This window comes from Pseudomonas sp. StFLB209 (assembly GCF_000829415.1).
Taxonomy (GTDB): domain Bacteria; phylum Pseudomonadota; class Gammaproteobacteria; order Pseudomonadales; family Pseudomonadaceae; genus Aquipseudomonas.
Genome location: NZ_AP014637.1, coordinates 2445458 through 2460811 on the forward strand (window position 1 = coordinate 2445458; position 15354 = coordinate 2460811).

At 61.0% G+C, this 15354-nt stretch carries 13 protein-coding genes; 6 read left to right on the plus strand and 7 right to left on the minus strand.

Annotated features, from left to right (window positions below; genetic code table 11):
* Positions 1–355: 355 nt before the first annotated feature.
* The 6 genes from PSCI_RS11220 to PSCI_RS11245 form a co-directional block, all read right to left on the minus strand.
* On the minus strand, positions 356–733 hold the full coding sequence (locus tag PSCI_RS11220; protein ID WP_045486485.1) for a gamma-butyrobetaine hydroxylase-like domain-containing protein: 378 nt from the start codon (positions 731–733) through the stop codon (positions 356–358).
* 123 nt (positions 734–856) lie between these two features.
* A complete protein-coding gene (hslU, locus tag PSCI_RS11225; protein WP_045486488.1) occupies positions 857–2194 on the minus strand; it encodes an HslU--HslV peptidase ATPase subunit in 1338 nt (445 codons plus the stop codon).
* Positions 2195–2226: 32 nt separating this feature from the next.
* Entirely contained in the window at positions 2227–2763 is a 537-nt protein-coding gene (hslV, locus tag PSCI_RS11230) for an ATP-dependent protease subunit HslV (RefSeq protein ID WP_045486491.1), read from the minus strand.
* A 177-nt stretch (positions 2764–2940) separates the two neighbouring features.
* Positions 2941–3648, minus strand: coding sequence for an SPOR domain-containing protein (locus tag PSCI_RS11235; RefSeq protein ID WP_045486494.1), 708 nt, complete (start codon positions 3646–3648; stop codon positions 2941–2943).
* A 1-nt stretch (position 3649) separates the two neighbouring features.
* Complete coding sequence (argS, locus tag PSCI_RS11240) at positions 3650–5386, minus strand: arginine--tRNA ligase (protein ID WP_045486497.1); 1737 nt, start codon at positions 5384–5386, stop codon at positions 3650–3652.
* A 120-nt stretch (positions 5387–5506) separates the two neighbouring features.
* Positions 5507–7726, minus strand: coding sequence for a primosomal protein N' (locus tag PSCI_RS11245; protein ID WP_045486501.1), 2220 nt, complete (start codon positions 7724–7726; stop codon positions 5507–5509).
* Positions 7727–7896: 170 nt separating this feature from the next.
* Between PSCI_RS11245 and rpmE the strand changes: the two genes are divergently transcribed.
* Entirely contained in the window at positions 7897–8118 is a 222-nt protein-coding gene (rpmE, locus tag PSCI_RS11250; protein ID WP_045486504.1) for a 50S ribosomal protein L31, read from the plus strand.
* Between the two features lie 417 nt (positions 8119–8535).
* A complete protein-coding gene (locus PSCI_RS11255) occupies positions 8536–9804 on the plus strand; it encodes a malic enzyme-like NAD(P)-binding protein (protein WP_045486508.1) in 1269 nt (422 codons plus the stop codon).
* A 105-nt stretch (positions 9805–9909) separates the two neighbouring features.
* Here the strand turns inward: PSCI_RS11255 and PSCI_RS11260 are convergent, their stop codons facing one another.
* On the minus strand, positions 9910–12348 hold the full coding sequence (locus tag PSCI_RS11260; RefSeq protein WP_442965469.1) for a penicillin-binding protein 1A: 2439 nt from the start codon (positions 12346–12348) through the stop codon (positions 9910–9912).
* 209 nt (positions 12349–12557) lie between these two features.
* Between PSCI_RS11260 and PSCI_RS11265 the strand changes: the two genes are divergently transcribed.
* The 4 genes from PSCI_RS11265 to PSCI_RS11280 are packed head-to-tail and all read left to right on the plus strand — an operon-like array spanning position 12558 to position 15326.
* Positions 12558–13622: a pilus assembly protein PilM gene (locus PSCI_RS11265; RefSeq protein ID WP_045486514.1), complete on the plus strand. Its 1065-nt coding sequence runs from the start codon at positions 12558–12560 to the stop codon at positions 13620–13622.
* Positions 13622–14182, plus strand: coding sequence for a PilN domain-containing protein (locus tag PSCI_RS11270; protein ID WP_045486517.1), 561 nt, complete (start codon positions 13622–13624; stop codon positions 14180–14182). The genes PSCI_RS11265 and PSCI_RS11270 overlap by 1 nt, the downstream gene beginning before the upstream one ends.
* Positions 14179–14802, plus strand: coding sequence for a type 4a pilus biogenesis protein PilO (gene pilO / locus PSCI_RS11275; RefSeq protein WP_045486520.1), 624 nt, complete (start codon positions 14179–14181; stop codon positions 14800–14802). The genes PSCI_RS11270 and pilO overlap by 4 nt, the downstream gene beginning before the upstream one ends.
* Positions 14799–15326, plus strand: a complete 528-nt coding sequence (locus PSCI_RS11280) for a pilus assembly protein PilP (protein WP_045486523.1) — start codon at positions 14799–14801, stop codon at positions 15324–15326. The genes pilO and PSCI_RS11280 overlap by 4 nt, the downstream gene beginning before the upstream one ends.
* Positions 15327–15354 lie beyond the last annotated feature (28 nt).

The window sequence follows — 15354 nt, forward strand, 5'->3', positions numbered from 1 at the left end:
GCCTCGCCTACGTTTTTAGAGGCGCCCTGGTATGCCGATTCCCGATGGGCATGCCGAATGACAGGCAGGGCGTCTGAACTGCGGCGCTGCGTGTCACTACGTCCTGGCTCCCCATTGGGCGCCTCTAAAAACTGCCCGCGTTTTTAGAAGCACCCATTTCCCGCTGCGTCGAAACGATGCAGTGAATGTGCCGTAATCATTGGTTACGCGAGATTGCACATAGTCGCAAGCAGCACCATGTATAGGCCGCTGCGCGGCACATTCAAGCAAAACAGATTAGAAACCGCTTACTAAAACGGCAAACGGTGCAGGGAGCATAGACGCTGATTGTGAAATTGCGCGGTCAGCGAAGCGATCAGAGCATCAGACGCACGACTTGTTCGTGCGGGTCGCGGCCTTTGCCGGCTTTTTTCAGCTCTTGCAGGTAGTCATCCCACAGCGCGTTCTGGCGCTGGCCCAGCTCGAAGAGATAATCCCAGGTGAACAGGCCGCTGTCGTGGCCATCGTCGAAGGTCAGCTTGAGGGCGTACTGGCCGGCCGGCTCGACCTTGGTCAGGCCCACGCCGAGTTTGCCGAACTGCAGGATCGGCTTGCCGTGCCCCTGAACCTCGGCAGAAGGGGAGTGCACACGCAGAAACTCGGCAGGCAGATCGTACTGCTCGCCGGACGCGTATTTGAGCGTCAGGGTTTTCGACGCCTTGTGCAATTGAATGGCAGTGGGGATTTTGTTCATGGCGTCAGCTTAAGCGTGGCCGGCGGCAAGCCACAAGCGTAGGAGCGGCTTCAGCCGCGAAAAATTCGCGGTTGAAGCTTTCGCGGTTGAATGCTTCGCAGCTAAAGCTGCTCCTACAGGCTTTTACAGGATGTAGCGCGACAGGTCTTCGTCGTTGGCCAGTTCGCCCAGGTGGCTGTTGACGTAGTCGGCGTTGATCTCGATCGGCTCGGCATCCGGGCTGCTGGCCAGGTCGCCGGCGCTGAACGACAGTTCTTCGAGCAGGCGTTCGAGCAGGGTGTGCAGGCGGCGCGCACCGATGTTCTCGGTCTTCTCGTTGACCTGCCAGGCGATTTCCGCCAGGCGCTTGATGCCGTCTGGCTTGAATTCGATGTTCAGGCCTTCGGTCTTGAGCAGTTCGCGATACTGTTCGGTCAGCGAGGCGTGCGGTTCGCTGAGGATACGTTCGAAGTCTTGAGGCGACAGCGCCTTGAGTTCGACACGAATCGGCAGACGGCCCTGCAGCTCGGGCACCAGGTCGCTTGGCTTGCTCAGGTGGAACGCGCCGGAGGCGATGAACAGGATATGGTCGGTTTTGACCATGCCCAGCTTGGTGTTGACCGTGCAGCCTTCGATCAATGGCAGCAGGTCGCGCTGCACGCCTTCACGAGACACGTCGGCGCCGCCGACATTGCCGCGTTTGGCAACCTTGTCGATCTCGTCGATGAACACGATGCCGTGTTGCTCGACGGCTTCAAGGGCCTTGGCCTTGAGTTCGTCGTCGTTGACCAGACGGCCGGCTTCTTCTTCGCGGACCATCTTCAGCGCTTCTTTGACCTTGAGCTTGCGGGTCTTGCGGCGGCCCTTGCCCATGTTGGCAAACAGGCTCTGCAATTGATTGGTCATCTCTTCCATGCCTGGCGGGGCAGAGATGTCCACACCCACCGACTCGCTGACCTCGATCTCGATTTCCTTGTCGTCCAGCTGGCCTTCACGCAGGCGCTTGCGGAACAACTGGCGGGTATTGGAATCGCTGGTCGAGACCGGCTCTTCGTTGAAACCGCTACGTGCCGGTGGCAGCAAGGCATCAAGGATGCGGTCTTCGGCAGCGTCTTCAGCACGATGCCGAACCTTGATGATCTCCTGCTCGCGCAGCAGCTTCATCGCGGCATCGGCCAGGTCGCGGATGATCGACTCGACGTCACGGCCGACGTAGCCGACTTCCGTGAACTTGGTAGCTTCGACCTTGATGAACGGTGCATTGGCCAGCTTGGCCAGGCGACGGGCGATTTCGGTCTTGCCGACGCCGGTCGGGCCGATCATCAGAATGTTCTTGGGGGTGACTTCGACACGCAGTTCTTCAGGCAATTGCATGCGCCGCCAACGGTTGCGCAGGGCAATGGCGACGGCGCGCTTGGCGTCATCCTGGCCAATGATGTGGCGGTTCAGTTCGTGGACAATTTCGCGGGGAGTCATGGACATGGTGGTAATGGTCCTCAAGCGCAGGCAGGCCGTCAGGCTTGCTCGGCGAGGTCCTGCTCCTCAATGGTGATGTTGTGGTTGGTGAATACGCAAATATCGCCAGCGATGTGCAATGCGGTTTCAGCGATCTCGCGGGCCGGCAGCTCGGTTTTCTGCAGCAGCGCACGGGCAGCGGCCTGGGCGAAGGCGCCACCGGAACCCATGGCGATCAGGCCATCTTCGGGTTCGACCACGTCACCGTTGCCGGTGATGATCAGCGAGGCATCTTTGTTGGCGACGGCCAGCATCGCTTCCAGGCGGCTGAGCGAGCGATCGGTACGCCAGTCCTTGGCCAGTTCTACGGCAGCACGGATCAGGTGGCCCTGATGCTTTTCGAGCTGGGCTTCAAAACGCTCGAACAGGGTAAAGGCGTCGGCGGTGGCACCGGCGAAACCGGCGATGACCTGGCCGTGGTACAGGCGGCGCACCTTCTTGGCGTTGCCTTTCATCACGGTGTTGCCCAAGGAAACCTGGCCGTCACCGGCCATGACGACTTTGCCGTGGCGGCGGACTGAAACGATGGTGGTCAAGGGGAGAGTCTCCACGCAGCGGGGCGAAAATGCCCTGATGGAAACTGATATGGGGATGGCGAAGCCTATTTCAACCTGTCAATGCGCGTAGGACCGGCTTTAGCCGGGAACCGGTATTGTTCCCGGCTAAAGCCGGTCCTACAGCCGGTCCGGCATTTGCAGTTATTAGCTGCCGGTTCAGCGGCTCTGGCGCTGTTGTAACAGCAGGTTGCTGAAGCCGCCGCCAGCCAGTTGCTTCTGGGCGGTGGTCAACTGGTCGCGGTTGCTGAACGGGCCGACCAGTACGCGGTACCAGGTTTCTTCCTTGACCGTACCGGACTCTACGGTCGCGGTCTGGCCCAGCAGGATGATCTGCGCACGGACTTTCTCGGCATCGGCCTGCTTGCGGAACGAGCCAGCCTGCAGGAAGAAGCGGGTGACCGGTGCCGGTTTGGTTTCGGTGGTCGCCACCGGTGGCGCGGGTGGCGGCGTCAGGCCGCTCAGGGCCGCCTGGGCGCGGGCGGTGTCGATCTTCGCGGCCTGCTCCGGGGTGACCGGCGCGACTGGCGTGACCGCAGGCGCGGGCGGGGTTTTCTCCGGCACCGCCTCTTTGGGCACGATGACTTCCGACTCGGGCAGCAGAGTATAGAAGTCGTACTTGGGCTTGACCGCTGCTGGGCTCGGCGGGGTCTTGTTGGCCTCGGCGATCTTGGCTGCCGCCTTGGCCTCGGCTTTTTCGCGCTTGACCTCACTGCCACCGGGCTCAAGCTTCATCAGAAAGACAATGAAGGCGCCGACCGTCAGGCCGACAGCCAACCATACCCATCCTGGGATCGGCTTCTTCGCGGGGGCCTCGTAACGGCTGGCTCCCCGCTTGGGAGCTGCTTTCTTCTTCGCAACGGCCAACTTACATGCGCTCCAGAGTTTCCAGGCCCAGCAGTTCCAGGCCTTGCTTGAGAGTGCGTCCGGTCAGGGCGGCCAGGCGCAGGCGGCTTTGTTGTTGTTCCGGGGTTTGTGCACCCAGGATCGGGCAGTTTTCATAGAAGCTTGAGAACAGGCCCGCGAGGTCATAAACATAGGCGCAAAGCACATGCGGGGTGCCTTTTTCTGCGACGTTGTTCAGTACTTCGCCGAACTGCGCCAGGCGCGCGGCCAGTTCCTGCTCCTGTTCGGCCTCCAGGACGATCTGCCCTTGGCTGGCATCGAACGGCGCGCCGAGCTTGCGGAACACCCCGGCGATACGGGTGTAGGCGTACAGCAGGTACGGTGCAGTGTTGCCCTCGAAGCTGATCATCAGATCGAAGTTGAAGCTGTAGTCGCTGGTGCGGTGCTTGGACAGGTCGGCGTACTTCACCGAGCTGATGCCCACGGCCTTGGCGATGCTGCGCAGTTCGGCCTCGTCCAGTTCCGGGTTCTTTTCCTTGACCAGGGCATAGGCGCGCACTTCGGCTTCGTCAAGCAGGTCGATCAGTTTTACCGTGCCGCCATCGCGGGTTTTGAACGGCCGGCCGTCGGCGCCATTCATGGTGCCGAAGCCCATGTGTTCCAGTTGCATGCCCGGATGGGTGAAGCCGGCGCGGCGCGCCACTTCAAAGACTTGCTGGAAGTGCAGGGCCTGGCGCTGGTCGACGAAATACAGCACGCGGTCGGCCTGCAAGACCTTGCTGCGGTAGCGCATGGCTGCCAGGTCGGTGGTGGCGTACAGGTAACCGCCACCGGCTTTCTGCACGATCACCGGCAGTGGCGTGTCGTCAGCGGTGCGGAATTCTTCGAGGAACACACACTGCGCGCCTTCACTTTCGACCAGCAGGCCGGCGCTTTTCAGGTCGCTGACCACATTGGCCAGGTCGTCGTTGTAAGCGCTTTCACCTTTGACGTCGGCCGGGGTGAGGTTGACGTTCAGGCGGTCGTAGGTCTTCTGGCAGTGCGACAGCGAGATGTCGTTGAAACGTTGCCACAGCGCCAGGCAGTCGGCGTCGCCGGCCTGCAGCTTGACCACTAGCGAGCGGGCGCGGTCGGCGAACTCTTCAGACTCGTCGAAGCGCTGCTTGGCGGCGCGGTAAAAGTTTTCCAGGTCCGACAGTTCGTCGCTGGTGGTGGGCTTTTCCTGCAGGTAGGCCAGCAACATGCCGAACTGGGTGCCCCAGTCGCCGACGTGGTTCTGGCGAATCACGGTGTCGCCCAGGTAGCCCAGTACATTGGCTACTGCATCGCCGATGATGGTCGAGCGCAGGTGGCCGACGTGCATCTCTTTGGCGAGGTTAGGGGCGGACATGTCGACCACCACACGTTGCGCTGCACCCGCCTTGCGCACCGACAACCGTTCGTCGGAGAGTGCGGCGTCGAGGCGGCTGGCCAGCGCCTGAGTGTTCTGGAAGAAGTTCAAAAAGCCGGGGCCGGCGATCTCGACCTTGCTGATCTGCTCGTCGGCAGGCAGGGCGGCAATCAGTTTTTCGGCCAGCTCACGCGGTTTCATGCCGGCCGGCTTGGCGAGCATCATGGCAATGTTGCTGGCAAAGTCGCCGTGGGTCTTGTCCCGGGCGTTTTCAACCTGGATCGCCGGCGTCAGCCCTTGTGGCAAGACGCCCTCGGTTTCGAGTCGGGTCAGGGCTTGTTGGATCAGCTGGCGAATGGTGTCTTTCATGAGGTTCTCTTCAACAACCGCAAGCGCGGTAGCGCCTGGATGCGCGGGTGGAAAAACTGCACATTATCCGTGGCCGGGGCGGGCTTGCCAACCTTGACGCATGCCCGTGTCGGTTTCGTTTCAATACAGGTCGACCGGGTCAACGTCCAACGACCAGCGCACCTGGCGGCCACTGGGCATCTGTTCGAGGATCAGCAGCCAGCTACTGAGCAGTCGATGCAACGGTGCGCGGGCATTGGCCTGGACCAACAGTTGTGCCCGATAGCGTCCGGCGCGGCGTTCCATCGGAGCCGGAACCGGGCCAAGAAGTTCGATGCCGCCGGGATCGATTTGCTCCAGCAGTTGCTCGGCCTCGGCGCAGGCTTGATCCAGAAACAGCTCGGCCTGTCCGGGTTTGTGGGCTTCGGCGCGCAGCAGTGCCAGGTGCGAGAAGGGCGGCAGACCAGCGCCGCGGCGCTCGCTCAGGGCCTGTTCGGCAAAGGCGAAGTAGCCTTGTTCGGTCAATTGGACGAGTAGCGGATGGTCGGCCAGATGGGTCTGGATAATCACCTTGCCTGGCTCTTCGGCACGCCCTGCGCGCCCGGCCACCTGGACGATCAATTGCGCCATGCGCTCGCTGGCGCGGAAATCGCCGGAGAACAGCCCGCCATCGGCATCCAGGATCGCCACCAGCGTGACCCGTGGAAAGTGATGACCCTTGGCAAGCATCTGGGTGCCGACCAGGATGCACGGCTGACCGCGCTGGATGGTGGCAAACAGCTGGTTCATCGCGTCTTTGCGCGAGGTGCTGTCGCGGTCGACCCGTAACACCGGGTAATCGGGGAACAGAATCGCCAGGCGCTCCTCGGCGCGTTCGGTGCCGGCGCCGATGGGGCGCAGATCGACCTTGCCGCACGACGGGCACTGGCGCGGTACCCGTTCGGAGTACCCACAGTGATGGCAGCGCAGTTCGCCAGAGCGCTGGTGGACGGTCATGCGCGCATCGCAGCGCGGGCAACCTGACAGCCAGCCGCAGTCATGGCACAGCAGGGTCGGGGCAAAGCCGCGGCGGTTGAGGAACACCAGCACTTGCTGACCTGCGCTCAAGGTCTGGCCGATGGCCTGTTGCATCGGCCCGGAAATACCGCTGTCCAGTGGCCGGCTCTTGACGTCCAGGCGCAGGAAGCGGGGCTGTTTGGCCCCTCCGGCGCGCTGGTTGAGGCGCAGCAGGCCATAGCGACCGGTGTAGGCGTTGTGCAGGCTTTCCAGTGACGGTGTGGCCGAGCCGAGCACGATGGGGATGTTTTCCTGGCGGGCGCGGACGATGGCCAGGTCGCGGGCGTGGTAGCGCAAGCCCTCCTGCTGTTTATAGGAACCGTCGTGTTCTTCATCGATGATGATCAGCCCCGGATTTTTCATCGGCGTGAACAGCGCCGAGCGGGTGCCGATAATGATGTCGGCGTCACCATCGCGGGCCGCCAGCCAGTGGTCGAGGCGCTCACGGTCATTGACCGCCGAATGCAGCAATGCGATGCGGGCATTGAAGCGTTGCTCGAAGCGCGCCAGGGTCTGGGGGCCGAGGTTGATCTCCGGGATCAGTACCAGCGCCTGCTTGCCAGCCATCAGGGTCTGGTGGATCAGTTGTAGATACACCTCGGTCTTGCCGCTGCCGGTGACGCCTGCCAGCAGGCAGGCATGAAAACTGCCAAAGCCAGCCTGAATCGCTTCGCAGGCGGCACGCTGTTCGTCGTTGAGGGGCAGTTCGGGCTGGGCCAGCCAGTGTTCGTGACGCGGCGCAGGCGCCTGGCTGCGTACCTGGACCTCGACCAGCCCTTTGGCCAGCAGCAGGTTGAGGCTGTTTTTGTTCAGCATCAGCTTGTCGAGTAGCTGATGAGCCACGCCATGCGGGTGCTGCGCCAGGGTGGCCAGGGCTTTACGTTGTGCCGGGGCGTTGCTGATGCGTGGATCCTGTGGGTCGGCACCGGCCGTCACCTGCCAGAACCGTTCCTGACGGCTCTCGGCCGGTTCGCCCTGGCGCAGCAGCACCGGCAGTGCCCAGCTCAGGGTGTCGCCCAGGCTGTGCTGATAATACTGCGCGGTCCACAGGCACAGCTTGAACAGCGCCGGCGGCAATGGTGAATGGCTGTCGAGCAGGGCAATGGCCGGTTTGAGCTTGTCGGCGGGCACTTCGCTGTGATCGCTGATTTCTACCAATACACCGATCATTTCCCGGCGCCCGAACGGTACGCGCAGGCGCATGCCCGGTTGCAGTGCGTTGCGCGGCGTACCGGCCGGGGCGCGGTAGTCGAACAGGCGGCGCAGCGGCGAAGGCAGGGCAAGGCGCAGGATGACGTCGGGCACGCGAGCAATTCCGTATGGCAATCGGGGGCGGATGGGCGATGGTAACAGACGACAGTCGGCTTTAAGGTTCGTTTGCGTAATGGCAATTGTCTGGTAATATTTGCCGCCTATTTTGCGTGCGGTATCCGACAATAGTGTCGGGTGGCGGCCCGCCATTCGAGGAAGTCCCCATGAAAGCCGATATCCATCCAGTTTACGAAGCGATCGACGCCACCTGCAGCTGCGGTAACGTCATCAAGACCCGTTCCACCCTGGCCAAGCCTCTGAGCCTGGACGTGTGCAACGAGTGCCACCCGTTCTACACCGGCAAGCAGAAGACTCTGGACATTGGTGGTCGTGTTGACCGCTTCAAGTCCCGCTTCGGTGCTTTCGGCGCTGCCAAAGCACAGTAATCGCGGTTCCCGGACGGCCCTTCGGGCCGGTCCTGGCAACTCGAAAAGGCGCCCCTTGCGGGCGCCTTTTTCATGTCTGTCGTTTGCTCGATTGGGTATTCAGGCGCTGCGTCACTTCGACGCAGTCCGGTTCGGACAGGGCAAATGCAACTCTGGCAAACGGCTGTGCCAGAGTGGTCTAGAGTCATGGCAAGCGTGTTGGCGGGTGACAATCCAGCCCCGCAGAGGCTTGAAACACCGAATTGATAGCAGGATTCGGTCAGATTTTGCATTAGTGCGACATTATCTATTCCAGAAATGCAATCCCGACATTCGCCCTCTTGACAGCAGTGACTGACCAGTCTTGTGAGGATTATGCATCTTGCGTATCCTCGACGGTTCGTCTGTCCCACCGTAATAAAGCGGAAATCCTATAACATGTCCGATCTGAAAACCGCTGCGCTTGAATATCACGCCAATCCCCGTCCGGGAAAACTGAGCGTGGAACTGACCAAGCCAACTGCAACTGCCCGTGACCTGTCGCTGGCTTACAGCCCTGGCGTTGCCGAACCTGTACGTGAAATTGCCCGTGATCCTGAACTGGCTTACAAGTACACCGGCAAGGGTAACCTGGTAGCAGTCATTTCCGACGGCACCGCCATTCTGGGCCTGGGCGATCTGGGGCCGCTGGCTTCCAAGCCGGTCATGGAAGGCAAAGGGGTTCTGTTCAAGCGTTTCGCTGGCATCGACGTGTTCGATATCGAAGTCGATTCTGAAAGCCCGCAAGCCTTCATCGATACCGTAAAGCGCATCTCCATCACATTCGGCGGCATCAACCTGGAAGACATCAAGGCACCTGAGTGCTTCGAGATCGAAAAGGCCCTGATCGAACAGTGCGACATCCCGGTATTCCACGACGACCAGCACGGTACTGCCATCGTGACGGCAGCCGGCATGATCAACGCGCTGGAAATCGTCGGCAAGAGCCTCGACACCGCCAAGATCGTCTGCCTGGGTGCCGGCGCTGCGGCCATCTCCTGCATGAAGTTGCTGGTGAGCATGGGCGCCAAGATTGAAAACATCTTCATGATCGACCGCTCCGGCGTCGTTCATTCCGGCCGTACCGACTTGAACCAGTACAAGGCAGCCTTTGCCCACGCAACCGAAAAGCGCACTCTGAGTGACGCTCTTGACGGTGCTGACGTGTTTGTTGGCCTGTCTGGTCCGAACCTGCTGAGCGCTGAAGACCTCAAGCGCATGGCTCGTGACCCGATCGTGTTCGCCTGCTCGAACCCGGACCCGGAAATCAAGCCGGAGCTGGCTCACGAAACCCGTAGCGACGTGATCATGGCCACCGGCCGCTCGGACTACCCGAACCAGGTCAACAACGTCCTGGGCTTCCCGTTCATTTTCCGTGGTGCCCTGGACGTACGCGCCAAGCGCATCAACGAAGAAATGAAAATCGCCGCAGCCAAGGCACTGAGCGAACTGGCCAAACTGCCGGTGCCTCAGGAAGTCAGCGATGCCTACGGCGGCGTGAAGCTGGAATACGGTCGTGAGTACATCATTCCCAAGCCGCTGGATGTGCGCCTGCTGAGTGTGATTTCCGACGCGGTGGCCAAAGCGGCCATCGAAAGCGGTGTAGCGACCCTGCCGTATCCGAAGCACTACCCGCTGACCAGCGTTGACGACGTGTTCAACGGCTGACAGCAACCCCCAAAAAAAACCGGTCTGATGGCCGGTTTTTTTATGGGCGTAGGAGCGGCTTTAGCCGCGAAGGCTTCCCGGCTAAAGCCGGTCCTACGAGGTCGATCAGAAGAGGTCTATGGGTGCCGCCTCATCCGCCGGCAGCGGGCTGCCCGGTACGCTGCCGCCCAGTTCGTTGACGCTCGGGGGCGTGTCTTCACTCTTGAACAGCTCGAAGAACGCATTGGGCGTGCTTGGTGTGGCGGCGCGGCCGCTGATCGGGTCGACCCGCAGGCTGAGGATGCCATCGGGCTCGGCTTGCTGGTGCGGCGGTTTGTCTTTGAGCGCAGCACTCATGTAGTCCATCCAGATCGGCAGCGAGACGGTCCCGCCAAACTCATGCCGGCCCAGGCTTTCCGGCTGGTCGAAGCCGGTCCAGACGGTGGTCACGTAGTCGGCGTTGTAGCCGGAGAACCAGGCGTCCTTTGACTCGTTGGTGGTGCCGGTTTTGCCGGCGATGTCCGGGCGGTTCATCGACAGTGCCCGACGTGCGGTGCCGCGTTTGATGACGTCCTGCAGGATGCTGTTGAGGATGTAGGTGGTCCGGCTGTCGACCACCCGCTCGGCGACCACCGGGGCCGGATTGTCAGTGGCTGATGCAGGGGTCAGGGTTTCGATCGGCGGCGTGTCGTGTACGGCGAAGGTCGAGGTGTCCGGTGCGGTCTTGACCTCGGTGGTCGGTACGGTCGCCGGGTTGGCGGCGAACAGAACCTGGCCGTCGCGGTTTTCGATGGTCTGGATCAGGTACGGGCTGACCTTGTAGCCGCCGTTGGCGAACACGCCCCAGCCTGTAGCGATCTCCATCGGCGTCAGGGTTGCGGTGCCCAGCGACAGCGAGAGGTTGGGCGGCAGGTCCTGCTTGGCGAAACCGAAACGGGTGATGTAGTCGATGGTCGGCTGCACGCCCAGTTGTTGCAGCAGGCGGATCGAGACCAGGTTGCGCGACTTGTACAGTGCTTCACGCAGGCGGATCGGGCCAAGGAAGGTGCCGTTGTCGTTCTTCGGGCGCCAGACCTTGTCGACAGCTTCATCGACGAACACGATCGGCGCGTCGTTGACCAGGCTGGAAGCGGTATAGCCATTGTCCAGCGCTGCGCTATAGATGAACGGTTTGAAGCTCGAACCCGGCTGCCGTTTGGCCTGCATGGCGCGGTTGTAGTTGCTTTGCTCGAACGAGAAGCCGCCTACCAAGGCACGGATCGCACCGTTGCGCGGGTCCAGCGATACCAGGGCGCTCTGTGCAGCCGGGATCTGGGTGAACTTGAGCGTGCCGTCTTGCTGGCGCAGGACCCGGATCAGGTCGCCCACCTGGGCCACGTCAGCCGCCTGGCGAGGGTTGGCGCCCATGCTGTTGGTGTTCAGGTAGGGGCGGGCCCATTTCATGCTGGCCCAATCGACGTGTTCTTCTTTCTCGCCGTTGCGGGTCAACACGCGCAGACCGGTCTTGTCGACCTGGGTGACGATGGCGGGCTCAAGCCCGTTGACCGGACGCTGTTTCTCCAGTTCCTGGACCCATGCCGCGCGAGTCAGGCCAGGGAAGCGGCTTTCCGGGCCACGATAGCCGTGACGCTGGTCATACTCGATCAGGCCCTGGCGCACAGCATTGTTGGCGTGTTCCTGCAGATCGCTGGGCACCGTAGTGGTAACGCGGAAGCCTTCGGTATAGGCCTCGCTGCCATAACGGCCGACCATTTCGGCGCGGGCCATTTCTGCAATATAAGGGGCGTACACTTCCGGCGTCGGAACGTGATAGCTGGCGTTCATCGGCTCGCTCAGTGCGGCCTGATAGGCGCTTTGCGAGATTTTGCCGAGGTGGTACATGCGCCCCAGAATCCAGTCGCGGCGCTCTTTGGCGCGGGCCGGGTTGGCCAGTGGGTTGAAGCGTGAAGGTGCCTTGGGCAGACCTGCGATGGTTGCCATTTGCGCCAGGCTGACGTCGCGGATCGATTTGCCGTAATAGACCTGTGCAGCCGCTTCAATACCGTAGGCGCGGTTGCCCAGGTAGATCTTGTTCACGTACAGCTCAAGGATCTCGTCCTTGGTCAGCTGGCGTTCGATTTGCAGGGCAAGCAGGATTTCAGTGGTTTTGCGCGAAAAACTGCGCTCACTGGTCAGGAAGAAGTTCTTCGCGACCTGCATGGTGATGGTACTGCCGCCCGACTGGATATGGCCGCTCTTGACCAGCTCACTGGCTGCACGTGCCAGGCTGGAAGGGTCCACGCCGTAGTGGTTGGCGAAGTTGTCATCTTCGGCCGCCAGCAGGGCATTGATGAAGTTCGGTGGAATGTCCGCGAAACGCACTGGGGCGCGGCGCATTTCGCCGAATTCGGAGATCAGCTTGCCATCGCTGCTGTAGACCCGTAGCGGGATCTGCAACTGGATGCTGCGCAGGGCTTCAACCGAGGGCAGGTTCGGGCTCAGGTAGAGAAAGGCTCCGCTCAGGCCCAGCAACAGTGAGCAGAACACTGCAACGAGGGACCACCAGAAAAACTTCAGCAGGCGTATCAAGGCTTTTGGATTTCCAGAAAAGAAGATGAGAGGGGCGCGGGCATCAACAAATCAATACAGTCGCAAGCGTTTGGTGAACAAAAAGCGCCCGGCATTATAAGCATTTTTCGTCTCCGGGCGTGATTTGCGCTAATGTCATGCCTGTCTATGGCGCTGTCGTGCCCAAAACGTTCCGTAAGTGACGGAAAACGCATAGGAATCAGGTCGTGTTCGAACTCTTCAGCAAGAAGGCCCACACCCTTCTAGGGATCGATATTAGCTCCACTGCGGTAAAACTCCTCGAACTGAGTCGTTCCGGCAGCCGTTACAAAGTCGAGTCCTATGCGGTCGAACCATTGCCGGCCAATGCTGTGGTTGAAAAGAACATTGCCGAGCTCGAAGGCGTCGGAAGCGCGTTGGGGCGCGTCGTGGTCAAGGCCCGTACCAACGTCAAGAATGCGGCGGTGGCGGTGGCGGGGTCTGCCGTGATCACCAAGGTGGTCGAGATGGATGCCGGGTTGTCGGATGATGACATGGAGAACCAGCTCAAGCTCGAAGCCGACCAGTACATCCCCTACCCGCTGGAAGAGGTCGCCATCGATTTCGAGGTGCAGGGGTATTCGGTGCGCAACCCCGAGCGCGTCGAGGTCCTGCTGGCCGCGTGTCGCAAGGAGAACGTCGAGGTCCGCGAAGCCGCCCTGGCGCTGGCCGGCCTGACCGCCCGGGTCGTCGACGTCGAGGCTTATGCGCTGGAGCGCTCGTTCAGCCTGTTGTCGGCCCAACTGGGCAAAGGCCATGAAATGCTCACCGTTGCGGTCGTCGATATCGGCGCGACCATGACCACGCTGAGTGTGCTCCACCAGGGACGCATCATCTACACCCGTGAGCAGTTGTTCGGTGGCAAGCAACTGACCGAGGAAATCCAGCGCCGTTATGGTCTGTCGATGGGCGAGGCAGGGCTGGCCAAGAAGCAGGGCGGGCTGCCGGATGACTACGGCAGCGAGGTGCTGGAGCCCTTCAAGGACGCCATGGTGCAGCAGGTTTCGCGCTCTTTGCAGTTCTTCTTTGCGGCCGGCCAGCACAACTCGGTGGACTACATCATGCTGGCCGGCGGTTCGGCTTCGATTGCCGGTCTTGAGCACCTGATCCAGAAGCGCCTCGGCGTGCCGACCATGGTCGCCAACCCTTTTGCCGATATGGCGCTGAGTTCCAAGGTCAATGCCGGGGCCCTGGCCAGCGATGCTCCAGCGTTGATGCTTGCCTGTGGTCTGGCCATGAGGAGTTTTGACTGATGGCACGGATCAACCTTCTTCCTTGGCGCGAGCAACAGCGCGAGGAGCGCAAGAAGCGTTTTGTCACCGCGCTGGTGGGGGCGTTGGTGGTCGCGGTGGCAATCGTGTTGTTCATCGACCAGGGCCTGAGCCACGCCATTGATCAGCAGGACGCACGCAACACCTTCCTGCAGGGTGAGCTGGCCCAGCTCGACGTGCGCATCAAGGAAATCAGCGAATTGAAAGCGCGCCGCAAGCAGTTGCTCGAACGGATGAAAATCATTCAGGACCTGCAAGGCAACCGGCCGGTGATTGGTCGCGTCTTCGATCAGTTGGTGCGGACCTTGCCTGACGATGTGTATTTTTCCGACGTCAAAATGACCGGCAACCTGATTGCCATCAACGGCGTTGCGCAATCGAACAACCGCGTTTCCGATCTGATGCGTAATCTTGATGCTTCTGACTGGTTCGAAAGCCCCGTACTTATCGAGGTCAAGGCCAACGCTACGGACCAGACCAATGTCTTCCAGTTGACGGTGCGCCAGACCCAGCCCGCCGAGGCAGAAGGAGCCACGCCGTGAATTTCTCCGAATGGATGGACGGCCTGCGCAAGATCGACCTCAACGACCTGGACATGAGCAATCTGGGGTCGTGGCCGGCGGCCGTGAAAGTGGCAGCCTGTGGGCTGCTAATGATGCTGGTGCTGGCGCTGGGCTATTTCTTTTATATTCAGGATCTGGAAAACCGCCTCGAAGGCGCGCGCACCAACGAAGGCGTACTCAGGGAGCAATACACTGCCAAGGCCTTCCAGGCGGCAAACCTGGAGCCTTACAAGAAGCAGATGGTCGAGATGGAAAATACCTTTGGTGCACTGCTGCGGCAGTTGCCCAGTGATACCGAGGTGCCGGGGCTGCTTGAAGACATCACCCGCACCGGGTTGGGGAGCGGCCTGGAGTTCGAAGAGATCAAGCTGTTGCCTGAGGCGGCCCAACAGTTTTATATCGAACTGCCGATCCAGATTACGGTGGTGGGCGGGTATCACGACCTGGCCACCTTTGTCAGCGGCGTGGCGAGTCTGCCGCGGATCGTCACCCTGCATGACTTCGAGATCAAGCCGGTCGACCCCAAGAGCAACAGCAAATTGCGTATGAATATCCTCGCCAAGACGTATCGTTACAACGATGAAGGGCTGAAAAAATGAAGGCGGCGCGTCTGTGGTGCGTCAGCCTGGCGGTGTTGGGGCTGGCAGGTTGTGGCGGTAGCGATGATCACTCTGACCTGACCGTATTCGTCGAGGATGCCAGGGCGCGGCCGACCGGCACCATCGAGGCACTGCCCAAATTCAGGCCCTATGAAGCCTTTACCTATAACGCTTCAAGCTTGCGCAGCCCCTTTCAGCCGCCAGTCAAAATTGATGCGCTGAACCGCCAGCGCGGCTCGCGCCTGGTCAAACCGGACGAGACGCGGGTCAAGCAGTTTCTTGAAGGCTTCAATATCGAGACCTTTGAAATGGTCGGAACGATAGGTAATGAATCGGGTACATTCGCGCTGCTGAGCGGGGCCGGCGGTGTGCATCGGGTCAAAGTGGGTGACTATCTGGGGCGTAGCAATGGCCGTATTGTGTCGGTCAGTGACGCGCAGGTCGAAGTCGTTGAAATCGTTCCTGACGGGGAAGGGGGCTGGCTGGAAAGGCCGCGCAGTATCCCTCTCAAAGAGCGCTCATGAAGTGGGCAAGGCCAAGCATGCATAACAC

What these genes read in the sequence shown, in the direction of transcription:
- hslU (WP_045486488.1), bottom strand. Translation starts at nt 2,194, where the DNA reads ATGTCCATGACTCCCCGCGAAATTGTCCACGAACTGAACCGCCACATC.
- rpmE (WP_045486504.1), top strand. Translation starts at nt 7,897, where the DNA reads ATGAAAGCCGATATCCATCCAGTTTACGAAGCGATCGACGCCACCTGC.
- PSCI_RS11220 (WP_045486485.1), bottom strand. Translation starts at nt 733, where the DNA reads ATGAACAAAATCCCCACTGCCATTCAATTGCACAAGGCGTCGAAAACC.
- PSCI_RS11255 (WP_045486508.1), top strand. Translation starts at nt 8,536, where the DNA reads ATGTCCGATCTGAAAACCGCTGCGCTTGAATATCACGCCAATCCCCGT.
- PSCI_RS11270 (WP_045486517.1), top strand. Translation starts at nt 13,622, where the DNA reads ATGGCACGGATCAACCTTCTTCCTTGGCGCGAGCAACAGCGCGAGGAG.
- PSCI_RS11280 (WP_045486523.1), top strand. Translation starts at nt 14,799, where the DNA reads ATGAAGGCGGCGCGTCTGTGGTGCGTCAGCCTGGCGGTGTTGGGGCTG.
- argS (WP_045486497.1), bottom strand. Translation starts at nt 5,386, where the DNA reads ATGAAAGACACCATTCGCCAGCTGATCCAACAAGCCCTGACCCGACTC.